Origin of the sequence: Geomonas sp. RF6 (assembly GCF_021044625.1) — a bacterium.
Lineage (GTDB): Bacteria > Desulfobacterota > Desulfuromonadia > Geobacterales > Geobacteraceae > RF6.
The window spans coordinates 3,971,868-3,994,804 of the sequence record NZ_CP087999.1; the positions used below are offsets into that span (position 1 = coordinate 3,971,868).

16 protein-coding genes are annotated in these 22,937 nt (G+C 63.5%); 9 read left to right on the plus strand and 7 right to left on the minus strand.

Going from position 1 to position 22,937, the window contains the following annotated elements; all coding sequences use genetic code 11:
• The first annotated feature begins 16 nt into the window (after positions 1-16).
• A complete protein-coding gene (locus LPW11_RS17015) occupies positions 17-6,802 on the plus strand; it encodes an MBG domain-containing protein (protein WP_230995071.1) in 6,786 nt (2,261 codons plus the stop codon).
• 31 nt (positions 6,803-6,833) lie between these two features.
• Entirely contained in the window at positions 6,834-7,265 is a 432-nt protein-coding gene (locus tag LPW11_RS17020) for a hypothetical protein (protein ID WP_230995072.1), read from the plus strand.
• Between the two features lie 102 nt (positions 7,266-7,367).
• On the opposite strand, the gene LPW11_RS17025 is transcribed toward LPW11_RS17020, so the two are convergent.
• Entirely contained in the window at positions 7,368-7,883 is a 516-nt protein-coding gene (locus LPW11_RS17025; RefSeq protein WP_230995073.1) for a hypothetical protein, read from the minus strand.
• A 382-nt stretch (positions 7,884-8,265) separates the two neighbouring features.
• The gene (locus LPW11_RS17030) at positions 8,266-8,790 is read right to left on the minus strand and encodes an HPP family protein (protein ID WP_230995074.1); all 525 of its coding nucleotides are present in this window, start codon (positions 8,788-8,790) and stop codon (positions 8,266-8,268) included.
• A gap of 284 nt (positions 8,791-9,074) precedes the next feature.
• Here LPW11_RS17030 and hcp point away from each other — a divergent pair, with 284 nt between their 5' ends.
• On the plus strand, positions 9,075-10,772 hold the full coding sequence (gene hcp / locus LPW11_RS17035) for a hydroxylamine reductase (protein WP_331001572.1): 1,698 nt from the start codon (positions 9,075-9,077) through the stop codon (positions 10,770-10,772).
• Positions 10,773-11,173: 401 nt separating this feature from the next.
• On the opposite strand, the gene LPW11_RS17040 is transcribed toward hcp, so the two are convergent.
• The 5 genes from LPW11_RS17040 to LPW11_RS17060 form a co-directional block, all read right to left on the minus strand.
• Positions 11,174-11,329, minus strand: coding sequence for a hypothetical protein (locus LPW11_RS17040; RefSeq protein WP_230995075.1), 156 nt, complete (start codon positions 11,327-11,329; stop codon positions 11,174-11,176).
• 238 nt (positions 11,330-11,567) lie between these two features.
• Positions 11,568-12,728: an acyl-CoA dehydrogenase family protein gene (locus tag LPW11_RS17045; protein WP_230995076.1), complete on the minus strand. Its 1,161-nt coding sequence runs from the start codon at positions 12,726-12,728 to the stop codon at positions 11,568-11,570.
• 127 nt (positions 12,729-12,855) lie between these two features.
• A complete protein-coding gene (locus LPW11_RS17050; RefSeq protein WP_230995077.1) occupies positions 12,856-14,349 on the minus strand; it encodes an aldehyde dehydrogenase family protein in 1,494 nt (497 codons plus the stop codon).
• Between the two features lie 436 nt (positions 14,350-14,785).
• Entirely contained in the window at positions 14,786-16,177 is a 1,392-nt protein-coding gene (locus LPW11_RS17055; RefSeq protein ID WP_230995078.1) for a lipase maturation factor family protein, read from the minus strand.
• Entirely contained in the window at positions 16,174-16,596 is a 423-nt protein-coding gene (locus tag LPW11_RS17060) for a thiol-disulfide oxidoreductase DCC family protein (protein WP_230995079.1), read from the minus strand. The genes LPW11_RS17055 and LPW11_RS17060 overlap by 4 nt, the downstream gene beginning before the upstream one ends.
• A gap of 249 nt (positions 16,597-16,845) precedes the next feature.
• Here LPW11_RS17060 and LPW11_RS17065 point away from each other — a divergent pair, with 249 nt between their 5' ends.
• The 6 genes from LPW11_RS17065 (at position 16,846) to LPW11_RS17090 (ending at position 22,892) form a co-directional block, all read left to right on the plus strand.
• Positions 16,846-18,297 (plus strand): lipase maturation factor family protein, encoded by a 1,452-nt coding sequence (locus tag LPW11_RS17065; RefSeq protein WP_230995080.1) that lies wholly within the window; start codon positions 16,846-16,848, stop codon positions 18,295-18,297.
• 93 nt (positions 18,298-18,390) lie between these two features.
• Positions 18,391-18,897, plus strand: a complete 507-nt coding sequence (locus LPW11_RS17070; RefSeq protein WP_230995081.1) for a hypothetical protein — start codon at positions 18,391-18,393, stop codon at positions 18,895-18,897.
• Between the two features lie 67 nt (positions 18,898-18,964).
• On the plus strand, positions 18,965-20,098 hold the full coding sequence (gene wecB, locus LPW11_RS17075) for a non-hydrolyzing UDP-N-acetylglucosamine 2-epimerase (protein ID WP_230995082.1): 1,134 nt from the start codon (positions 18,965-18,967) through the stop codon (positions 20,096-20,098).
• 203 nt (positions 20,099-20,301) lie between these two features.
• Positions 20,302-20,790 carry a chemotaxis protein CheW gene (locus LPW11_RS17080; RefSeq protein ID WP_269145350.1) on the plus strand — a complete coding sequence of 163 codons (489 nt, stop codon included), beginning with the start codon at positions 20,302-20,304 and terminating at the stop codon, positions 20,788-20,790.
• Positions 20,791-20,794: 4 nt separating this feature from the next.
• Positions 20,795-22,279 (plus strand): CheR family methyltransferase, encoded by a 1,485-nt coding sequence (locus LPW11_RS17085; protein ID WP_230995084.1) that lies wholly within the window; start codon positions 20,795-20,797, stop codon positions 22,277-22,279.
• Positions 22,272-22,892 carry a chemotaxis protein CheW gene (locus LPW11_RS17090; protein WP_230995085.1) on the plus strand — a complete coding sequence of 207 codons (621 nt, stop codon included), beginning with the start codon at positions 22,272-22,274 and terminating at the stop codon, positions 22,890-22,892. Before LPW11_RS17085 ends, LPW11_RS17090 begins: the two co-directional genes overlap by 8 nt.
• Positions 22,893-22,937: the final 45 nt, after the last annotated feature.

Below are 22,937 nucleotides of genomic sequence, written 5' to 3' on the forward strand. Positions count from 1 at the left end.
TGAAAGGAGAACGTCGATGACAAGGATACCTTCCGCCTTCGTGCTCCTCCTGGCCCTTTTCTGCTGCGGGGCCGCCGTCGCGGCGGTTCCGGACGGCTTCAATCCGCCGATCCCTTTCTCACCGGTAAGGAGCATTGTCGTGCAGCCGTGGGACGGGAAGATCATCGTCGGCGGCAGCTCCAGCTACCCCGTGGGGACCCAGAGGAACATTGCCCGCTTCTTCACGGACGGCACCCTCGATACCTCCTTCAGCGCATCGACCGACGGCCTGGTTGTAAAGGTTTTTCTTCTCCCCGACCGCGGGGTGCTCATGATCGGCAACTTCACGACCGTAAGCTACCTCGACGAGTCCGGAGTCCAGAGGACGGTGACGAGGCACGGGGTCGCGCGGCTCGATCAGTACGGCAGGCCGGACGGCTTCATAGCCGGGGGGGACTCCTTCAGCGGGTCGTTCTGGGACGCAACGCTCCTGCCGGACGGCAAGAGCGTCCTCGTGGGGGGGAGTTTCGCCAACTTCATGGGGAAGGCGAACCTTGCGAAGATCTCGCTGGAAACCGGGGCGGTGGACGCAAGCTACCCCTCACCGAATACGAACGTCTTCGCCATGAAGGTGCAGGACGACCGCAGGGTCGTGATCGGGGGGTTGTTCACGAAGGTAACCACAGGCGGGGTGGTCAGGGACCGGACCTACCTCATGAGGCTGAACGAGGACGGCACGCTCGACGAGAGCTTCGCCCCCGGCGTGAACGCCGGCGCAGCCGTACTGGCTTTGGAGGTGCAGCCTGACGGCAAGATAGTGATAGGGGGGCCATTCACCTCTGTCACCCCGCATGGAGGCGGGGCTGCAAAGACGCGCAACCGCATCGCGCGTCTGACCCGCTTCGGTGAGGTGGACGACTTCGATCCGAACGTCGGCTTCGGCGGGGTGTTGGCCCTGGCTCTGCAGCCGGACGGGAAGATACTGGCAGGGGGGAATTTTTCGAATGCGGGGGGGCTTCCCCGCCAGAGACTCGTCCGGATAAACCAGGACGGCACGATAGACAGCTTCGATCCGGGGAGTGCGCTCGTCAGTACGCTCTATGTTATAGCGGTGCAGCCGGACGGAAAGATTCTCGCCGGTCCGAGTGCCGGTGGCGCGGTGGTGCGCTTCTATCCGGAGGGGACGCTCGACAGGGACGTCGCCACGACCGGCCTCATGACGGATGGGGACACCATGTCGCTTGCGTTGCAGCCGGACGGGAAGCTCACCGCCGGCGGTGAGTTCGTCACCGTCGGCGGCACCCAGTACAGGGATGGTACCGGGACGCACTATACAGGGGGGACGACGAGGAAGTACGTGGCGCGCTTCAATCCCGACTGGACCCTTGCCACGAGTTTCGACGCGGCGCTCGATACCGGGTACACCGCCGAGGCGATCGTCCTGCAGCCGGATCTGCGCATGTGGAGCGGGGGATTCTTCCCTTGGGTTGACGCGGAATCGGGAAGTCCGGAGCACCGCCCGAACCTGCAGCGGATCGACACGGCCGGCCACTACGACCCCTCTACGGACCTGGGAGGAAAGACCTTCTGGGACAACGTGCACACCGTCATGCGGGAACGCACCGGGGAGGTGATGTCCATGGTCGCCCCCCCCCCCGGCTCCCCCTACGAGGGGATGGCGTACGTCGGGGGGTACTTCATCGGGGACTGGGGGCACAAGGAACTCTCGCAGTACCACCTCTTCCGCATGACCGCGACTGGCGAGCGCGATCCGTCCTTCAATCCGCCGGAACTGATGCAGGGGAGGTTCGGCCTCTACGCCGGGTACGAAAGCGAGCGCGGCTGGGTCACCGCCCTGGCGCTCCAGCGGGACGGGAAGCTCCTCGTCGCCCTCACCGGCCCATCGGAAGCGGACGACTTCTTCACGAACAGGGGCGCTGTGCTGCGCCTCCTTCCAAACGGCGAACTCGACCCCACCTTCCCCCCGGTGCTCTTCAACGACGGCGTCAATACTATCGTGGTGCAGCGCGACGGACGGATAGTGGTGGGGGGGCTCTTCAAGCACCCGGTGGTGCATGACGGGGTGACGTACCGGCAAAATCTTGTGCGACTCTATCCTGACGGCACCGTTGACGATTCGCTGGCACTGGAGACCGTCTTCAGGCATCCGGTGTACTGCACAGAGGAGCAGGATGCACGGGGGGGGTGCTGGTACGTCGCCGAGATCAAATCGATCGCCCTGCAGGGGGACGGGACCATGATCCTCGCCGGGACGTTCAGTTCCACGAGGGATCGGCTGGGCACCACAACTTTTCCCGAGAGCTACGTGATACGGGTGAGCCCCGACGGTACCGTCGACCGCTCCTTCAGCCTCGGGGTCTTCGACAACTACCGCCCGGTCGAGACGGTGCAGTCGATCGTCCTGCAGCCGGATGGGAAGGTCATCGTCGCCGGGGAGTTCACCAGCATGAACGCCCGCACCGACAGCCGGCACTCCCTGGCGCGCTTTGCCACCTCGAAGCCGGCGGTGCAAAGCCTGGACATCTCCCTGGATGGCTCGCACGCCTCGGTGAGGTGGCTGCGGGGGGGGGCGGCGCCGGAGCTCACCGGGGTACTCTTCGAGGACTCCCCCGACGGCACGAACTGGACCGTCCTCGGGAGCGGCGTCCCGATCGAGGGGGGGTGGGGGGTGCAGGTGCCGAACCCGGTCACCCGCCAGAACCGTTACCTGCGGGGGAGGGGGTACGCCGTGACCTCCTCCAAGACGAACGTGCTGGTGGAGGAAAAGAGACTCTACTACCTGAAGCCGGTCCTCACCGTGCGGCCGAAGGCGCTCACGAAGGTCTACGGAGAGGGGAACCCGACGCTGGAGGTGGAATACCTCGGCTTCCAGGACGGAGACACTCCGGCCAATTCCCTCGTCGGCGCAGCCGTCCTCTCCACCTCGGTCGGTCTCACCACCGGGGCGGGCACGCACACCATCACCGCCTCCCTCGGGACCCTCGCCTCGGCGAAATACACCCTCGTCGCCGCCGACTCCCCCTTCACCGTCACCAGAGCCCCCCTCACCGTCACGGCCGGGAGTGCCTCCCGCGCCTACGGCGACGCGGTTCCCGCCGGGACCTTCACCAGCAGCGGCCTCCTCTTTTCAGACACGATCGCCAAGGTGACCTTCACTAGCTCCGCGAACACCTGGTCCCCGGTCGGCAGCATCCATACCATCACCCCGACCGCGGCGGTCTTCAGCGTCGGCTCCCCGGCAAACTACCAGATCACCTGGCTCTCCGCCCCCCTCGCCATCACCCCGAAAGAGCTGACGGTCCGGGCGGACGACCAGTACAAGTCAGCCGGGAAGCCCAATCCTCCCCTCACGGCAAGCTACAGCGGCTTCGCCGCCGGGGAGGGGGCGGCAGACCTCTCCGGCGCCCCCGAGCTCCATACGGCGGCGGACGACTCGACCCCCGCCGGCTCCTATCCGATAACGATCGCCATCGGGAACCTCTCCTCGACAAACTACACCTTCAGGCTGGTCGGGGGGACCCTCTACGTCGCGGATCAGATGGCTCAGAACATAAACTTCCCGATCCGCCCCCACACCTACGGAGAAGGGGATTTCCTCCCCGGCGCGACGGCGGTCCCGAGCGGGCTGACGGTCAGTTACCAGAGCGCGGACAGCGACCTTGCCGAGATCGTCACCGACTCACTCGGGCGGCAGCGGATCCGGGTGAAGTCTCCGGGGCTCTCAGCCGCCACGACGGAGATCACCGCGAGCCAGGGGGGGAACTGGCAGTACTTCGAGGCGCAAAGCGTAACGAAGACCCTGACGGTGAATCCTCCTCCCTGGAACGGGATAGCCCTCGACGGCGTGGACGATGTCGTGCGGGTCGCGGGGGGGGCGCACCTTTCCTTCGGCGCGACGCAGAGCTTCACGATCGAGGCGTGGCTGCACCTCTCCGGGAGCCAGGGGGACGGCACCGGGATCGTATCCAGGGGAGGGGGGGGAGCCCCGGGATACGCCCTCGTCCTGTACGGGAACAAGATAGCGGCGGAGTTTGCCGGGAGCGACCTCCTCGGCCCCGACCAGGGGCTCGTCGGGAAGACCTCCCTTGCCGACGACCTCTGGCATCACGTGGCCCTCACCGTCGACCGCTCCGAGCAGGTGGCGCGCCTCTACCTCGACGGGCATCTGGAGCGGACCCTCCCGCTCCCTGCCGGGGTGGGGACACTGGAAGACGGCGCGGAGCTCCTGGTGGGGGTGGACCGCAGCGGCGGCCGCTACCTGAAGGGGGAGGTGGACGAGGTGCGTCTCTGGAAGGTGGCGCGCACAGTCGAGGAGATCAGGCACGTCGCCTCGGAGATAATCGACCCCGCGGCGGAGACGAACCTGGTCGCCTACTACCATTTCGACGAGGGGACCGCAAAGGGGAGTAACGGTGGAATCACAGCGGTTCCGGAGCGCACCCCCTTTGCCAACGACGGGGTCCTCTCCGGCCTCTCACTTTCTGGCGAGACCTCGAACTGGGTCGGCTCCGGCGCCTTCGCGCCCCTTCTGGAGACGGCTGCGATCACCCAGAAGATCACCGGCGGCGCGGTTGTGGGGGGCGCCATCTACCACAATTACTACCCCCCGACCGAGCGGGGGTTCTGCTGGGGGAGCGCGGAGAATCCAGGTCTTGCGGACAGCTGCACTACCCTCGGTCCCGGAGGTAACACCTTCGTCGCCACCATATCGGGGCTCGTCCCCGGTGGAAGCTACCACGTGCGGGCCTTCGCACGGAACGCGCAGGGGCTCTCCTGGGGAAACGACGAGTCGTTCACCGCCGGGAAGATGGACCAGACGACGACCTTCGGCACGCTCCCCACGAAGACGTACGGCGATCCCGATTTCCCGACCGGCGCGACCTCCGGAAGCGGGCTCCCGCTGACCTATTTGAGTTCCGACCCCACGGTCGCGGTCGCGGAGAATGACATCATTCACATAACCGGGGCCGGGACGACGGTCATCACCGCGACCCAGGGGGGGAACGGCAGCTACAACGACGCGCCGGAGGTCCCGCAGACCTTCACGGTCCTCCCGAAGCAACTCACCGTGCAGGGGGACGACAAGTCGCGCCCGTACAAGACACAGGACCCTCCATTCACCTTCAGCTACTCCGGCTTTGTGTACGGCGAGGGGGTGTCCGTCCTTTCCGGCGCGCCCCTTCTTTCGACCACCGCGCTCTGGTCGAGCGACGCCGGAAGCTACCCGATCACCGTCGCGCGGGGGAATCTCTATGCCAGAAACTACACCTTCCTCTTTCTACCCGGAACCCTCAGCATCACCCGCAGCGGGCAATGCATCACCTTCCCGCTCATCGGGGAGAGGACGTACGGGGACAGCTTCGCCATAAGCGCCGCGGCCTGCAGCGGCCTCGCCGTTACCTTCGTGAGCTCCGACCCCTCGATCATCCGCGTCGACGGCAACACCCTCACGGTCGTCGGGACCGGAAGCGTCACCATAACCGCAAGAACAAGCGGTGACGGGAACTACTACGGCGCGGACGAAATCAGCCAGACGGTCGTGGTGCACAGGGCGGGGCAGCAGGTGCAATTTTCCTCCCTCGCGCAGAAGGCGGTGGGGGATCCCCCCTTCCAGCTGGCGGCAACCGCCTCCAGCGGACTTTCCGTGAGCTACGACAGCTCCGATCCGACCGTAGCGGCGGTGTCCGGAAGCACCGTCACGATCATCGGCGCCGGCACAACCGTCATCACCGCGCGCCAGGGGGGGAGCGTCAATTACGAAGAGGCCACTCCCGTTTCCCAACCCCTCACCGTCGCGCAGGAGGGGACCCCCCCCCTTGTGCTCCTTTCCACCCTTTCGTCCGGTGCGACGACCGCCAACCCGGTCCTCAACATCGAGGGGATCTGCCGCGATGCCTCAGGGATAACGGGGGTTACCGTGAACGGAGAGACGATCGGCGGTGACCTCTCCCTCTTTAGCGCCGCGCTCCCCCTGAGCGCCGGCTCGAACACCGTAACGGTCTCCGCGGTGGACACCTCCGGGAACCGGACCACGGAGACGCGCACCGTCCTCCTGCAGGGGAGTGCCCCGGCGCTCGCGCTGACCGCACCTCCGGACAACTCCGTCGTGGCGGAGCCGCAGGTCCTCGTCCAGGGGACCGCGCAGGAGGGGAGCTCCGTCTCCGTCAGCGTGAACGGATCGGCCCCGCAAGGTGTGGCGCTCCTAAATGGCGCCTTCAGCGCCACGGCGATCCTCGTGGAGGGGGTAAATACCATCGAGGTGAGCGCCGAGAACGGCGGCGCGAAGTCGAGGGGGAAACGGAGTATAGCCTACGCGCCCGGAAAGCCGGTGGTCGCTTTTACCGATCCGGTGCAGGACGTGATGACCGAGGGGGGGAGCACCGTGCTGCGGGGCGCCGCTCCCAGAGCTCTCCAGGTCGTCGTGCAGGTGAACGGGACGAGCTACCGCCCGCCGCTGGGAGCCGGGGGAAGCTTCGAGCAGCAGCTGACCCTCGCTACCCCCGGCACCTACCGTGTCAGCGCCACCGCCACCGGACCCGACGGCGGCTCCTCAGTCGCCTTCCGCAACGTGATCCGCTCCCAGATTGTCCGGGGGGATCTCGACGGGGACGGTGCCGTCGACATCCGCGACGCCATGCGGGTCCTTTCCCTCTCCATCGGAACGGAGCCGCTGACGCCGGCAGCGCTCGCTCACGCCGACGTGGCGCCGCTGGTAGGGGGCGTTCCGCAGCCGGACGGCGTCATCGATGTCGGTGACGTGGTGGTCCTTTTGAGAAAGATTGTGGGGCTGGTGAACTTCTGATCGTCATCCGAGCTTGAAAGGGGGTGCACAAATGGGGCGGATATGCGCGGTGCTTCTGGCGTTGCTTCTGGCGGGGTGCGGGTCCGGAGGGGGAGGGGGCGGGAGCGTCAGCAGCGGGACGGTCGCCGTCGACCTGACGACGCAGGCCCCCTCGGTGCAGACGGTCATTTACGGGGTGCAACTCACGGTACGGCTTCCTGCCGGGGCGACGGTGGCAGCGGACGCGACAACGGGAGAGGTCGCTGCGGGGCAGCTGCTGGTGAAGGACAGCGCCGCGCTCGCCTCGGCCCGCTACACTCCGGCGACCGCAACGACGCCGGGGAGTGTGGTCATCATGATCGCGGATGCTGCAGGCTTTCCCCCCGGCGATCTGGCGACCCTTCTCTGCCACGATCCTGCGGCGGGGGGGGGAGTTACGCGGTTGAGGGGTTCAGCGCGCGAGACCAGAACGGAGCTGTCATGAGCGGGGTGACCTGCCGCTACTCGCTGCGAACGTTGTGAGGGGAGTGGGGGGGATTTGCAGGGAGGGGCGCGGCTGGCGCCCCTCTCCATTTATGGCCCACCGTCACATGAAGGGGTTGCTGAGGATGCTCCCCCCGGAGAAGTCCTCGGGGAGGCCGAGATGCATGGTGCAGGTAGCGATGCGGTTGCCGTCGGAGTCGCGGTTGACGACGAGGGTGAAGGTGCCGGGCCTGCTGCCGTACAGAGTCCCTTTCTTCGCGTCGGCCTCTTTCGACTCGATGGATTTCAGCGCACTGGAGCGGAAGGTGTACACCTCCTCGGCCGTCGACTTCCGGAGATACCCCGCGAGAAACTTGAAGTTGGGCGGCATCAGTTTCCTGATTCCCCGGAAAAACTGCACCTTGGACGGAGCTTCGTCTTCCCCCGCACCAAAGAGCCCCCGTGTTTCCAGGGCGAAGTGACCGACCCTCTCCGGCTTTCCGAAAACCTTCCTCACATGGAGACGCCCTTGCCACTGCCTGTCCACCGCTTCGAGCGGATCGGCAAGCCCCGCGCCTAGGGCAGCCGTGGCAGTGGCTAACAGGCATCCCGTCAGCAGCACCATCACGAATCTTCGCATCAGTCCTTCCTCCTTGACAGATCTTTTTGCAGCGCAGCAAAAAATAACAAAAGGGCGTCTCGCAGAGGCGCTCGCGCAGTTTGTCACTGTCAAAAGTCCTTCCGATTCGGTCATGGGATCGAATGCGGATAGTATAGGACGTTTTTTTAGATAAGTAAACAGGGTTTAATAATTTTCTAGCAATGTGATCTTTCCCCGTAGCGCCTGAATGAGAGAGAAAGATGGCCTGGAGCCCTCCGGAGTTTCTCCAATGTCAGAAAATTGCGGCTAGTGTGTGTCTTTTCCCTACTTTATCCTTTCCGTGGTGCAGAGATCCTGGGTGCTATGACAGAAGTGCCGGTATGGAGGTGCGGCACTCGCGGGAGATCGGGGGGGCGGGGGGCTAAAGCCAGTGCTTTGGATACTGGCGGTGATGCACCACGTTGTTGGTGAAAAGTGCCATGACGAGGAGGATGAGCGCTCCGGCGAGAACCGGCACGAGGAGAAAGGCCGGGGCGGCATGGCTTTGCACACCGATGAGGGCGGTGGCGCCACCCGGGGGATGGAGGGTGCGGGTGAGGTACATGAGACAGATCGCGCTTCCTACTGCAATGGAGATGGCGACCGGACCGCTTCCGCCGAGCGAAACGATGGCGACAGCCACCGCTGCGGATACAAGGTGCCCTCCGACGAGGTTCCTCGGCTGTGCCAGGGGGGATTCCACAGCGCCGAAGAGGAGGACTGCGGAAGCCCCGAAGGAGCCGATAAGGAGAGGGGAGCCGGCGAGGTGGGTCACGCCGAAGATGGCGAGAATCGCAGCGGTGCTGCTGAGCATCCCCCACAGCGCATATTTCAGCGACAACGGCCCCCCTTTTCCGCGCAACTCCCCCTTCATCTTGTGAGGCACACGAGCCAGCCGCCTTTTCATTCATTCCCTCCCGTCGCTGCACATGGTGCGATTTGTTCAACTGCAAAGAAGCCGGACGTTAGCCGCTGAGAGCGCAGGGCGACTTGACTCAGGTCAAATTTTCATACTTTTGTCCTTACCTGAGGGGAGGGAGAAGGGGGGAGAAATGAGCCTGTGCATTTTTGTGACTTGCGTCAAGGAATCCGCCCTCAGTTGCGGGTAAAGTCGCACCATCGATTTGACGCAGTGAGGGAGCTGGCGCTGACGCGCCGCTCACGAAAAAAATACGGCAGGCGGAGGAAACGATGGTCAAGCAGCTTATGAAGTGGATCAAGGGTTCGACAACAGATACCAAAGGGAAGGAGGGGAACGTGTCCATGTTTTGTTACCAGTGCGAGCAGGCAGCCAACGGTGGCTGCACGAAAGTCGGTGTATGCGGGAAGCAGCCGGAGGTAGCGGCGCTGCAGGACCAGCTGGTCTACACCATGAAAGGGATCGCCTTCTGGGCCGATAAGGCACGCCAGAAGGGGGCGAAGGACGCAGCGATCGACCGCTTCATGATCGACGGGCTCTTCACCACCGTCACCAACGTCGACTTCGACGCCGAAGAGATCGCGAAGCTCGTCCGCAAGGGCGCCGCCATCCGCAATGCAGCCCAGGAGCTGTACGAGAAGGCAAACGGCGCACCCTTTGCCGGGACCGTCCCCGCCGCCGCGCAGCCGTTCGCTGCAGCCACCACTTCGGAGCTCGTGGCCCTCGGCCAGCAGCACGGCGTGAAGGACGAGACGATCGATCCGGACGTCAAATCGGTGCAGGAGATCATCATCTACGGCATGAAGGGGTACGCAGCGTACGCCCACCACGCCCTGGTGATCGGCCTCGAGAATGAGGAGATCTACGCCTACACCCACAAGGCCCTCGCCGCGACCCTCGAAAAGAGCCTCGGCCTCATGGACTTCGTCGGCCTCGCCATGGAGTGCGGCCGCATCAACCTCGTCACCATGGAGCTCCTGAACAAGGCGAACACCGACAGCTTCGGTCATCCCGTCCCGACCCCGGTGCAGCTCGGCACGAAGGCAGGGAAGGCGATCCTCGTCTCCGGCCACGACCTGCGCATGCTGGAGGAACTCCTGAGGCAGACCGAGGGGACCGGCGTGAACGTGTACACCCACGGCGAGATGCTCCCTGCCCACGGCTACCCCGGGCTGAAGAAGTACAGCCACCTGGCCGGCAACTTCGGCGGCGCGTGGCAGGACCAGGCGAAGGAGTTCGTGAACTTCCCCGGCGCGATCATCTTCAACACCAACTGCATCCAGCGCCCGGCGGAAAGCTACAAGGACCGCCTCTTCACCTGGGGGCTCGTACAGTGGCCCGACGTGAAAAACATCGAGGGGATGGACTTCTCCGCGGTGATCAAAAAGGCGCAGGAGCTCCCCGGCTTCGAGGAGAACCTGGGGAAGGAAATCCTCACCGGCTTCGGCCACAACGCGGTGCTCGGCGTCGCGGACAAGGTCATCGACGCGGTGAAGGCGGGGCAGATCCGTCACTTCTTCCTGATCGGCGGGTGCGACGGCGCGAAAAGCGGGCGTAACTACTACACCGAGTTCGCCGAGAAGGTGCCGAACGACTGCGTGATCCTCACCCTTGCCTGCGGCAAGTACCGCTTCAACAAGCTCGACTTCGGCGACATCGGCGGGATCCCGCGTCTCCTCGACGTCGGCCAGTGCAACGACGCCTACAGCGCGATCCAGATCGCGGTGGCGCTGGCGGGAGCGTTCAAGTGCGGGGTGAACGATCTGCCCCTCTCCCTGATCCTCTCCTGGTACGAGCAGAAGGCGGTGGCGATCCTCCTGACCCTCCTGCACCTGGGGATCAAGAACATCAAGCTCGGGCCGACCCTGCCGGCCTTCATCACCCCGAACGTGCTGAACTTCCTGGTGGAGAACTTCAACATCGGCCCGATCGGCACCGCCGAAGGAGATCTGAAGGAGATCCTCGGGTAAGGAGTAGGCAGCATAACAGCAACAGAAAAGGCCCCGGCATCAACCGGGGCCTTTTCGCGTTCATGGTGTGCACGGCGGCTGTGATTACCTGTCCCCTCAGCGATGCAGCACCCCACTTGTCCCCTCCCTTTCAAGGGGAGGGTCAGGGTGGGGATGGGGTAGAAGTCGGTTGAGGCCGCCGAACCCCATCCCCCTCCTGACCTCCCCCTTGAACGGGGAGGGACGTGCTGCCGGCTTGCCTTCATCTTGGTAGCGCAGGCGCCGCCGCAGGGTCATATGCTCGTTCCCAGGCCGGGAACGAGGGTTCATGGGCTCGCCCGGAGCTCTATAGGCGCAAAAAAGGCAGGGGTGGGATCCACCTCTGCCTTTCGTCCTGCTGCGAATTCTTTATCTTGTGCGGCTCAGGAAAAGGACGCTTCGCCCTCTTCCGGTGCTGCATAACGCTCCATCGTCCTTTCTGCCGCGATTCCCTTCTTCTTGTGGGAAAGATACCCCTGAAGCTGCACACCGACTACCAAAACATAGATGATGCTCAATACATTGATTACCACGTCCACTTTCTTCTCCTCCTGTTTGCGCGCCCTCTTGGGGCTCCTTTTCTTCCAGTTGCTCATCAACGTCAAGTAGATATAAACACATCGCGCGCCGGATCGGCTTGACCGGCGTCAACAAAGGCGCCTTTCGATAAAGGTAACGGTTCGGGGTTTGGGGTGGCGCCAGGAAAGGGGGGTGTCCTTCATTAGGAGCCAACATAGTTCCTTTCCCCTGTTTTTGCAACGAGGGAGAGCTGTTCCTTCAGGAGAAGGCGTCGAATCCGGTCAGATCGCGCCCCACGACCAGTGTGTGCACCTCATACGTCCCTTCGTAGGTTTCCACCGTCTCCAGGTTGCACATATGGCGCATGCACTGGTACTCGTCGATGATCCCGTTCGCCGCGAGGATGGAGCGGGCGCTACGCGCCGTTTCCAGCGCCATCCTCACATTGCTGCGCTTGGCAAGACTCACCTGTTCCGGGCGGAGCCGCCCCGCGTCCTTCAGGCGTCCCAGTTGCAACGCCAAAAGTTGCCCATGGGTGATCCCCGTCGCCATGTCCGCCAGCTTTGCCTGCGTCAGCTGGAATGAGGCTACGGGGCGGCCGAAGACCTTCCGTTCCTTGCTGTAGGAAAGCGCCTCCTCAAAACAGGCCATCGCAGCACCGAGGGCGCCCCAGGCGATGCCGTAGCGTGCCTGGGTGAGGCACTCCAGCGCACTTCTCAGACCGTGGGCGCCGGGGAGGAGGTTCTCCTCCGGAATCCGCGCATCGTCCAGTACCAGCTCGGCGGTGACGGAGGCGCGCAGGGAGAGCTTCCCGCTGACCTCGCGGCTGGAAAAACCAGGGGTATCGCTGGTGACGAGAAAGGCGCGGACCGTGTCATCCACTTTTGCCCACACGACAGCGACATCGGCTATCGTCCCGTTGGTGATCCACATCTTCACGCCATTGAGGAGATAGCTGTTTCCGTCCTTCACCGCGCGGGTGATCATGCGGGAAGGGTCGGAACCGTAGTCGGGCTCGGTGAGGCCGAAGCAGCCGACCGTGCGGCCGCTGGCGAGGCGCGGCAGCCAGTAGCTCCTTTGCGCTTCTGTCCCGAAGGCGAAGATGGGGAACATGACCAGTGCGCCCTGTACGGAGGCGAAGCTTCGCAGCCCCGAGTCCCCCCGCTCCAGTTCCTGCATGAGGAGGCCGTAGGAGACGGCATCGAGGCCGGGGAGACCGTAGCCGGAGAGGTTCGCGCCGAGCATGCCGAGCTCTCCCAGGCGAGGGGCGAGAGAAAGAGGAAAGGATCCGGCGCGGTAGTGTTCCCGGACCAGGGGCATGAACTCCTTCTGCACGAAGGATCGGGTGGTGTCGCGCACGAGGCGGGCATCGGAGCTCAGATCGCTCTCGATGTCGAAGTAGTCGGTCGGGTTTGGCATAAGGCCCTCCTGCTTCAGGTGCAATGGCGTAACGCCCTCTCGCGGCGCAGGGAGTGGCGGCATCGCCGGAGCGAAGGGAGCGCCTGCGTGAGGGCACAGCGCCATGCCGCAGGCACTCATTCCATTTTCATGCTTCCCGGTCTATCTGGGCCTTCTGCAATCTGCCGCTGTAGTCCCGGTAGATGACCTTTACCTTGCTGAAGAACTCCACCGCACCCCCTTTGCCACCCGCCTCCGGGTGGCCGGAGCCGGAGTGGCGCCAGCCTCCGAAGGGGAGCTGGACCTCGGCGCCGATGGTGGAGGCGTTGATGTACACGATGCCGGTGGCAAACTCCTTCTCTGCCCGTGCGGTTATATTGACATCACGGCTGTAGATCGCGGAGGAGAGGCCAAAGCGCGAGCTGTTCACGATGCTGACCGCTTCGTCGAACGAAGTGCATGGAATGACGCTGAGGACGGGGCCGAAGATCTCTTCCTGGGCGATCCGCATGGTCGGCTTCACCCCGGCGAAAATCGTCGGCGCTATGAAAAGACCGTGCTGCAGCTCCCCGGTGGTGATCCTCTCTCCACCGATGACGAGCTTCGCCCCTTCCTCTTTCCCCACCCTGACGTAATCGAGGATCTTCGCGCACTGGCGCTCGTTTATGACCGGGCCGACCTCTGTTTCCGGCTTCAGCCCGTTCCCCAGCCGCATGCGACCTGCGCGCTCGGCAAGGCGTGAGACGAAGGCGTCGTAGACGCGCTCGTGCACGACCACGCGGCTCGTGGCAGTGCAGCGCTGGCCGCTCGTTCCGAACGCCCCCCACGCCGCTCCGTCGACGGCGAGCTCGAGGTCCGCATCATCCATTACCACGATGGCGTTCTTTCCCCCCATCTCCAGCGCGAGCGGGCGATGGAGTGGTGCGAGCACACGCTCCAGCCGCTCCCCTGCGTTGCACGATCCGGTAAAGGAGGCGGCATCGACACCGGGATGGCTCATCAGGTACTCGCCGACTTCTTCGCCCGACCCGAAAACGAGGTTCACCACACCCGGCGGCACCCCCGCCTCTGCCAGTATCTCCACGAGCGCCGCGGCGCAGGCCGGCGTCTCCGAGGACGGCTTCAGGATGACGGTGTTGCCGCAGATCAGCGCCGCCGTCATCTTCCAGGCCGGAATGGCGATGGGGAAATTCCATGGCGTCACCAGTGCCACCACCCCGAGCGGCTCACGCTGGCTCTTGCAATCCTTGTTCGGCAGCTCGGACGGTACCGTTTCCCCTTGCAGTCGGCGGCCTTCCCCTCCCATGTAGTAGGCGATGTCTATCGCTTCCTGCACGTCTCCCAAACCTTCCGGCAGTACCTTCCCCATCTCTGTGGTGACGAGCTCCCCGAGCCGCCTCTTGTTCTGGGCGATAAGCTGCGCGGCCCTGTAGAGGATCTCGCCGCGGCGCGGCGCCGGAAGGGTGCGCCAGGCAGGCGCTGCCGAACGGGCGGCCTCGACGGCAAGGTCGACGTCGGCGCGCCCGGAAAGGGGCGCATCGGCGACCGTTTCGCGCCCATCGGCCGGATTCATGCTGGAAAAGCGTTTCAAGCCACGCGGGTCGCGCCAGGTTCCGCCGATGAAGTTTCTGAGCTCTTTCATGGATCCCTCCCTCGCACTTTTAGTCCCACCCAAATATACCATACCGTGTCGCCGCGCGAGCGAGCGCTCGGCCCGCGGCAGCCGGCGGTTTGCGGAGGAAGGAATGGAAGCCGGGACATGTCCATAGGCCGGGATCTGTCCATGTAGGCCGGGATAAGCCGCAGGCGTTCCCGGCAGCCCCTTGGGTCTCCGGAGTCGGTTGCAGCAAGGGGATGTGCCGGAAACGCTCCGCTTATTCCGGCCTACAGTACACCACAATCCATGTAGGCCGGGATCTGTCCATGTAGGCCGGGATAAGCCGCAGGCGTTCCCGGCAGCCCTTGGGTCTCAGGAGCCCTTGGGTCTCCGGAGTCGGTTGCAGCAAGGGGATGTGCCGGAAACGCTCCGCTTATTCCGGCCTACAGTACACCACAGTACACCACAGTACACGGCTGCATCAGAGGGACATTGGGGGGAAGTGGCCTACGCGTTTCCGTTCCCACCAGACCCCGTCCCTGCGCTTCGTGGCGTGGTCGCTGAACCGGTAGCTGTAGACGGAGATACGGATGAAGATTGGAGGAGAGTCCGGGAAAGGGTTTGTCTTTAGCAGCCGCAGCACATGTGGGGAAGGTTTCAGGAGTCGCAGCACCAGGTTCGCCAGCCACGGCTCCAGACTGCGCGGATCGAGCGCTGCAAACCACATCTGCCAATCGAGCCGCGGCTGGTGGGGTGCCACCTGCCCGGGGGCGCGGTGCGGGTCTCCTGGTTTCCAGCGAAACTCGTACGGCCGCCACTCTTTCTTGTCGTTGCTCCCTTCGATGATGAATTCGAAGCGATGGGTGGTCATGACCGCGAAGAGCCCGTAGTGGTTGGAAATGTGGAACGGTGCCAGTGCCGACAACACCCGGTTCAGCCACTTCGGCCTGTAGAACAAGGCGAGAAGCTGGCAGATATTCAGCGCGAGGAATACGGCGAAAATAGCTGTCGTAAAGGGAGCCGGAATATCCGGACCGGGTGTCGGATTAGGGGGGACGATGCCGTGCAGCAGCTCGTCGTCCAGCAAGGAAACTGCCAGAACGGCGGTGAGGATGTTGAAGAAGGCGTAGTTGCCGGTGGCAAAGATGAGCCCCTGGAACCCCAGAAAGAGCCAGAACCCGAGAAGTCGGGCAGGTTGCGATCCGAGCGCGAGGAAGGGGACGATCAGCTCGAAAAAGAAGGTGCCGAAGGTGGAGAAACGTTGAGCCAGCACCGGCAGGTGCCCCGCATACCAGCCGATCCGGTTTGGCAGTGGCTGCGTGTGGTAGTGGTGCACAAGGGCGGTGAGGTCGCGCCAGGTGCGGTCGCCGCTTAAAAGCTTCACCATTCCGGAGGAGAACATGAAGCGGAAGAGGAAGAACCGGTAGGTGAAGACGACCAGCGGTGGCGAGTCCGGAGCCAGCGAGAGAAATATTGTCATGAAGCCGGTCTCCAAAAGGAGCGCGTCCCACTGGTAGCCGAGGAACTCCTGCCCCGCCGAGGTATAGGAGATGTAGAGAAGCCATAGCATGATGAGGAGAGGCAACGGACTGAATCCGACGAGGAGCAGGAGAGAGAGGGCCACCCCGAGGAGGCATCCCACGAAGAGGAAGTTGTCGCCGCTGTTTAGCCAGAAGAGGGTAGGGCAGATGGTGTAGCATTCCTTTCCGACCGCGTCTCGTACCGCGCCGAGGTATTCGGAGATGGGGAGTATCCCCCTGGAGCCGTACAGGCCGAGGACCTGCCAGAGGAGCGAGGCAAAGGCGATGCAGTAGACGCCACCGAGGAGTTTCGGGAAGAGCCAGGGGAGAAAGTGCTGCACCGACCAGGTCATGGCCCCTTCCTTCGGAGGCCGCAGACGCCGCCCGGGCAGCTGTTCTTCGTCTTGGGGAGGAATCTCCTGATCCGGGCGAAGGACCAGTATCCGGCACGTGCCATGAGGTCGATACCGGGGAGGGCGAGGAAGGTTCCGATGATGCGATAGAACGTGCCGGGGGGAAGCGCCTGCCAGATCGCTTCGAATGCCTCCACACCGCGAAAGACCCGGTTCCTCCGGTCAATGGCGTGCATCTCGTGCATGAATCGGTGCAGCGGGATTCCGTACAGTTCGGGCTGAAAATCGGGGGCGCTGATGTCGAAGAAGATGAGCCGGCCGCCGTGCTCCATGCGCATGTACACCTCTATCGCGCTGGAGCAGACGGAGCAGGAGCCATCGTAGAAAACCTTCAATGGGAATTCTGGTGCCTCAGGCATCTGTCCCTCCGCTGGCTACTCAAGCGGCACCCTCTGTTAAAAAATATAACATCATGGGTCATAATGTTAATTGAGGTATACCTGCGGCACAGCGGAAATAGGCGCTGAATCCGTATGAAAGGGGGTAACCGGAGGTACCCCTCCCTTGACGGGAGGGGGTCAGGGGGTGGGTGAAGCTGCCATATGTGCCGCCACATCCCCCCCCACCCTGGCCCTCCCCCGCAAGGGGGGAGGGGATGGCAAAGAAAAATGGACGACTCCTCAGGGTACTATTTGACGAGGCTCCTGCTCCAGCGGGGGCTTGGGCTTGTCTACCTGATCGCTTTCCTCGTGGTGGTGAACCAGTTCCGCCCCCTGTGCGGCGAGCACGGCCTTCTCCCCGCGCCGGAATACATGCGCGAGGTGCCGTTTCGCGACTCCCCCAGCATCTTCTACCTTTTCCCGAGGGATACCTTTTTCACCCTTTTCGGCTGGGCCGGTGTCGCCCTCTCTCTCCTGGCGGTCACAGGCTTTTCCGAACGCTACGGCAGCATCCTCTCCATGTCGGTGTGGTTCCTGCTGTGGCTGATCTATCTCTCCTTCGTCACTGTAGGGCAGACCTTCTACGGCTTCGGCTGGGAGTCGATCCTGCTGGAAAGCGGCTTTCTTGCCATCTTCCTCGGTGACGCCCGCACCGAGCCGCAGGAGATCGTGATCTGGCTCTTCCGATGGGTCCTTTTCCGGATCATGTTCGGGGCCGGGCTCATCAAGCTGCGCGGCGACCCGTGCTGGCGAGATTATTCCTGCCTCTTTTACCACTTCGAAACGCAGCCGATGCCGAACCCCCTGAGCTGGTATTTCCACTGGCTCCCCAGGCCCCTCCTGAGGGGGGGAGTGCTGTACAACCATTTTGCGGAAGTCGTCGCCCCCTTCTTTTACGTTGCCCCTCAACCCCTTGCCGCCGCTGCCGGGATCTCCGTCCTCATCTTCCAGGGGATACTGATCGTGAGCGGCAATTTCTCCTGGCTCAGCTTTCTCACCCTCGTCATCGCCTTTTCCACCTTCGACGATGGATTCCTCGGCAAGGTGATCCACCTCGTCCCACCGGAGCTCGCCTCGCCCCAGGTTTGGCAGGTCGGGGGTGTGTGGGCGCTCCTGCTCCTGGTCGCCTTTCTGAGCGTGAAGCCGGTAATGAACCTCTTCTCCGGAGAGCAGCTCATGAACGCGAACTTCGACTCCCTGCATCTCGTCAATACCTACGGGGCATTCGGGAGCATCACGCGCGAGCGCTATGAGATTGTCATCGAAGGTACCGATGACACGGTAACCACCCCACACACTCGCTGGAAGGAGTACGGCTTCAAGGGGAAACCGGGAGACCCCGCGGCGACCCCTGCGCAGATCGCGCCGTACCATCTGCGACTCGACTGGCTCATGTGGTTCGCCGCCATGCCTTCGCCGTATCTCGACCGGTGGTTTATCCGGCTCCTGCAGCGTCTCCTGGAAGGGGATGAGGCCACCCTCTCTCTGCTGAAGGAGAATCCTTTCCCCCATGCTCCGCCGCGCCAGATCCGGGCGCTCCATTACCGGTACCGCTTCAGCACCCCGCAGGAGAAGAGGCGCACCGGGCTCTTGTGGCAGCGACAACTGGCAAGGATCTATTTCCCTGCCGTTTCCCTCACCGATCCCACCTTCCGTTCCATCATGGAGGAGGTGGAGTAGGGGGGCGCGCCGCGCCTTTCTTGACATTAGCTGCCGCTGGGCTATTCCTTTCTAAGGAATTTCAGGTAGTAGCACATGAAAGGGGGGCACCTTATGCGCAACGGGAAAAGAACAGGAAGACCGCCCCAGCCTGCGGGATCTGTTGCTCGCATCGTCCTTTACGCGACGTTCATGGCAGCCGCTTTTCTCCTCAGCGCCTGCAGCACCACGAAGGGGGAGGGGGCCCAGCCGGATCTGCCGGTGCACTATGTCCATCATGATGACCTGGACGTCACCTGGCGGGAGCAGCACGTCGGCACCGAGCTCATCTTCGACGGAGTCTTGCGCAACAACGGTCGCGTCTTCCTGCAGAATCTGTGCATGACGGTGACTCTCCTCGATGAGGAGGGAACCGTCGTCGACAGCCAGACCTTCGTCGACTTCCCGATGATCGTCCGCAAGCAAACCTCGATGCCGTTCCGCATGAAGTTTCCCTATCAAAGCTGCAGGCAGGGGGAGCAGGTCATCATCGACTTCACCTACACCCTCGCCAACGCCGTCGGTCCCCACTACAACGTGAGCCAGAGCATCTGTTCGCTCGACGAATACCACGATAACTGACCGGCTTTTCGGGAGCCGGCGAGAGAAGCCGGCGCCCACTCCATCCTTTTCCGCCCGAGGTGCTACCATGAAAGTTTTCCTTGTTGCCGGCGCGCGTCCGAATTTCATGAAGATTGCGCCCATTTACCGCGCTTCACTCCGTCACCCCCAAGTTACCTGCAAGATCGTGCACACCGGACAGCACTACGACCACTCCATGTCCCAGGCTTTTTTCGACGACCTGGAGATCCCGGCGCCTTCCTATTCGCTGGAGGTCGGCTCAGGCTCCCATGCCACCCAGACGGCAAAGATCATGATCGCTTTCGAAGAGGTCTGCAGCGCCGACTCTCCAGACCTGGTGCTGGTGGTAGGGGATGTGAACTCCACCCTCGCCTGCAGCATCGTGGCGAAGAAGGGAGGAATTGCCGTGGCCCACGTCGAGGCTGGTCTGCGCAGCTTCGACATGGAGATGCCTGAGGAGATCAACCGCATCGTCGTCGACTCTATTACCGATCACTTTTTCGTGACGGAGGAGAGCGGAGTCGAAAACCTCCTGCGTGAAGGGAAATCGCCCCAGCGGATCCACTCGGTGGGGCACGTCATGATCGACAACCTGCTGCGCCAGCTCGAGCGCCTCGCGCAGCTCGACGTGACCCGGCTCCCTGTCTACCCGTTGAAGATGGAGGGGGGGCCGTATCTCTTCCTTACCCTGCACCGCCCCTCCAACGTCGACAGCCGGGAGAGCTTTGCACCGATAGCGAAAGCGGTGAACGAGCTTGCCGAGCAGAGGACCATCTTCTTCCCGGTGCACCCGCGAACGCGCCAGGCGATCGACTCCTTCGGCATCGCCTTCTCCCCGCGGGTGAAGCTTCTCTCCCCGCTCGGATACAGCGAGTCGCTCTTTCTCTGGAAGGACGCCGAGGCGGTCCTTACCGACAGCGGCGGGCTGCAGGAGGAGACCACGGCGCTGCGGGTCCCGTGCGTCACCATTCGTGAGAACACCGAGCGTCCGATAACGGTGGAAATCGGCAGCAACGTCCTCGCCGGTTGCTCCACCGAAGGGATCATCTCCGGCTATCGCGAAAGCCTGGAAAAGAAGAAGAGGGCACAACTCCCGCCCCTTTGGGACGGCAAGGCCTCGGAGCGGATCTGGCAGAGACTTCTCGAAGGGGAAGTGCGCCGTCATGAAGCGACCGGGGAAGCGTACGCCGCTCCACTCTGAGGTCCCCCCGTCTGTCTCCGTTGCATCGAGAAAGCCCCTGCCCCGGTCGAGCGGGGCAGGGCCCTCCGTCAGCATCCCCATCACGCTCCCTCACCCCAAACGGCCCATGCTAATGAGCGCCTAAGGCATTTTACTGATCCAGCGGCAGAATATCCTTGATCACAGGGGGAGCAGGAGTGTAAATTGTACGCGCTTTGACTGTGATGCCGCTTCCCGTGCCGGAGGATAGAGTTATTAGCGCCCCCTCTCTACTCACCTTCTCTCTTGATCAAAACCGTTACGCCCTGCGCCTGGAGAGCGTGCAGCGTGTCGTCCGGGCTGCGGCCGTGACACCGCTGCCGAAGGCTCCCGCGGTTGTCCTCGGCATTCTCGATCTTCAGGGGACTGTGGCGCCGGTTTTCGACCTCAGGAAGCGCTTTGCCCTGCCGGAGAGGGAGATCCTGCCGGACGATCAGTTCATCATTGCCCGGGCGGGAGCACGCACCGTCGTTCTCGCGGTCGATGAGGCAACGGAGGTGCTTTGCGGGGAGAATGCGATCATCCCGCCTGACCAGATCCAGCACGGAACCGGGTACCTCTCCGGCGTCACGAGGACCGCAGCAGGGCTCGTGCTGATACACGATCTGGAGAGCTTTCTTTCGCTGGAAGAGGAGGCCACCCTGGCGGCGGCCCTCCAGCACTGTGAGGGGTGAGAATATGGGTGCCGCAGTCTCGCCAAAGACCCTCACCCTTTTCAGGCGCTACCTGGTGAAACATACCGGGCTGCACTTCCCCCCTCCGCGCGTGCCGGAGCTTTTGCAGAAGATGGAGCAGGCGGCGCGCGCGTTCGGTTACGTGGACGTCGAGGGGTGCCTCATCTGGCTCATGTCCTCACCTCTCTCCCGAAATCAGCTCGACATCCTCGCCCCGCTTCTCACCATCGGGGAGACATACTTCCTGCGCGACGCCGAAAGCTACCGGGTCCTCCAGGAGGAACTCCTCCCGGAACTGCTGGAGGCCCGGCGGCAAGGGGAGAAGAGGCTCACGATCTGGAGCGCGGGGTGCTCCACCGGAGAGGAGGCGTACAGCATCGCCATCCTCCTGGAGCGGCTCATCCCCGACCTCAAGGAGTGGGACATCAGGCTCTGCGCCACCGATCTGAACCGGGAGGCGCTCGAGAAGGCCCAGAGAGGGGTCTACCGCAACTGGTCCTTCCGCAATGCGCCGGCCTGGCTTTTCGATCACCTGGTAAAGCTCGATGACGGGCGCTACGAGGTGCCTCCGCAGACGAGAAGGCTCGTGGAGTTCACACCCTTCAACCTCGCCACGGACGACTACAGCTCCCTCTTTGCCGATGGAACTGTCGATATACTCTTTTGCCGAAACGTCATGCTCTACTTTCATGAGGAGCTCCGGGTCGCGGTGGCGGACCGGCTTTACCGGGTCCTTCGGGATGGCGGCTCGCTCTTTGTCAGCCCCTCGGAGGTCGACCACCGCATCTTCTCGAAATTTGGCTGCAGACGCTTTTCCGGCGCGCTGGTCTTCACGAAGGGGGAGAAAGCGGATAACTCCCGGCTCCCCGAGCCTGCGGTGGTGGTCACCCCTTTCGCTTCGGAAGCCGTACCCCCTTCGCCCGCTCCACCTTCCGCACCTGCGGCGCGCGGTTCCGAACCTGTCGCGGGTAAAACCGATTCCGCACCCGGGAGAACACTGTCAGAAGCCTCGGCCCTTGCCGCACGGGGACGGTACCAGGAGGCGGTCGATGCCGTGGCGCCGCTGGCCGCGGAGGGCACCGATTCCGGCGCCCTCGAGCTCCTCGCCAGAAGCTACGCGAGCCTCGGCAGAATCGTGGAGGCCCGACACTACTGCGAGGCGGCGATAGCCGTGGACCGGATGCGGCCGCATACCCACTACCTCCTCTCCATCATCCTGGAGGAGCAGGGGCTCCTGAATGAAGCCGCGGCGGCCTTGAAGCGGACCCTTTACCTCGACCAGGACTTCCTCGTCGCCCATTTCGCTCTCGGCAAGCTGCACCGGCACCTCGGCAAAGAAGAGGAGTGCCGGCGGCATTTCGCAAACGCGCTGCATCTTCTGGAGCGGCGCGACCAGCACGAGGTAGTCCCCGAAGCCGCGGGGCTGACGGCGGGGCGCCTGGCGGAGATGATCCGCGCCGCCCTGGAGGGAAGGAGTGCACATGCCTGAAGAGAAAGCCGTGCACGCTGAAGGAAAAATAGACTGGGCATTTGTCCACTCCCGGCTTCAGGCGTTGAGGAGCGCACTCGATGAGGGGGCAGGACCCCTCCCGGCAGCACGCGAGCTCCTGAAGAGGCGGGCGGCGAAGCTTGCCGAGGTCCCCGCGCTCGAGGAGGGGGGGGCGCGCGTGACAGCGCTGGAATTCGAGCTCTCCGGTGAGCGGTACGCAGTGGAGACCTCCTTCATCGACGAGACCTTCCCGCTGAGCGAGTTCACCCCTCTTTTCTGTACCCCTCCGTTTGTCCTCGGCATAACGAACCTGCGTGGCAGGATCGTCTCCATCGTCGACCTGCGGCGTTTTTTCGAGCTGCCGACGGTGGGGCTTTCCAACCTGAACCGGGTGATCCTCGTGCGGGACGGCGGGATGGAGTTCGGCATGGTCGCCGACACCATCGAGGGGATCAGGGAGATCCCGGTGAGGGAGTTGCAGGCACCGCTGCCGACCCTTACCGGTGTCCGCGAGGAGTTTCTGACCGGCATCACCGGCGACAGGGTGGCTCTCCTGAACATTTCGAAGATCCTCGCCGACCCGCGAGTGGTCGTCCAGCAGGATGTGGAGTGACCAGTCCCAACGTACCATTGCTAACGCTATTACTAGAACCCGGAG

What these genes read in the sequence shown, in the direction of transcription:
- LPW11_RS17025 (WP_230995073.1), bottom strand. Translation starts at nt 7,883, where the DNA reads ATGCGAAGATTCGTGATGGTGCTGCTGACGGGATGCCTGTTAGCCACT.
- LPW11_RS17060 (WP_230995079.1), bottom strand. Translation starts at nt 16,596, where the DNA reads ATGCCTGAGGCACCAGAATTCCCATTGAAGGTTTTCTACGATGGCTCC.
- LPW11_RS17085 (WP_230995084.1), top strand. Translation starts at nt 20,795, where the DNA reads ATGGGTGCCGCAGTCTCGCCAAAGACCCTCACCCTTTTCAGGCGCTAC.
- LPW11_RS17070 (WP_230995081.1), top strand. Translation starts at nt 18,391, where the DNA reads ATGCGCAACGGGAAAAGAACAGGAAGACCGCCCCAGCCTGCGGGATCT.
- wecB (WP_230995082.1), top strand. Translation starts at nt 18,965, where the DNA reads ATGAAAGTTTTCCTTGTTGCCGGCGCGCGTCCGAATTTCATGAAGATT.
- LPW11_RS17020 (WP_230995072.1), top strand. Translation starts at nt 6,834, where the DNA reads ATGGGGCGGATATGCGCGGTGCTTCTGGCGTTGCTTCTGGCGGGGTGC.
- LPW11_RS17015 (WP_230995071.1), top strand. Translation starts at nt 17, where the DNA reads ATGACAAGGATACCTTCCGCCTTCGTGCTCCTCCTGGCCCTTTTCTGC.
- LPW11_RS17045 (WP_230995076.1), bottom strand. Translation starts at nt 12,728, where the DNA reads ATGCCAAACCCGACCGACTACTTCGACATCGAGAGCGATCTGAGCTCC.
- LPW11_RS17055 (WP_230995078.1), bottom strand. Translation starts at nt 16,177, where the DNA reads ATGACCTGGTCGGTGCAGCACTTTCTCCCCTGGCTCTTCCCGAAACTC.
- LPW11_RS17090 (WP_230995085.1), top strand. Translation starts at nt 22,272, where the DNA reads ATGCCTGAAGAGAAAGCCGTGCACGCTGAAGGAAAAATAGACTGGGCA.
- hcp (WP_331001572.1), top strand. Translation starts at nt 9,075, where the DNA reads ATGGTCAAGCAGCTTATGAAGTGGATCAAGGGTTCGACAACAGATACC.
- LPW11_RS17050 (WP_230995077.1), bottom strand. Translation starts at nt 14,349, where the DNA reads ATGAAAGAGCTCAGAAACTTCATCGGCGGAACCTGGCGCGACCCGCGT.
- LPW11_RS17080 (WP_269145350.1), top strand. Translation starts at nt 20,302, where the DNA reads ATGCCGCTTCCCGTGCCGGAGGATAGAGTTATTAGCGCCCCCTCTCTA.
- LPW11_RS17065 (WP_230995080.1), top strand. Translation starts at nt 16,846, where the DNA reads ATGGACGACTCCTCAGGGTACTATTTGACGAGGCTCCTGCTCCAGCGG.
- LPW11_RS17030 (WP_230995074.1), bottom strand. Translation starts at nt 8,790, where the DNA reads ATGAAAAGGCGGCTGGCTCGTGTGCCTCACAAGATGAAGGGGGAGTTG.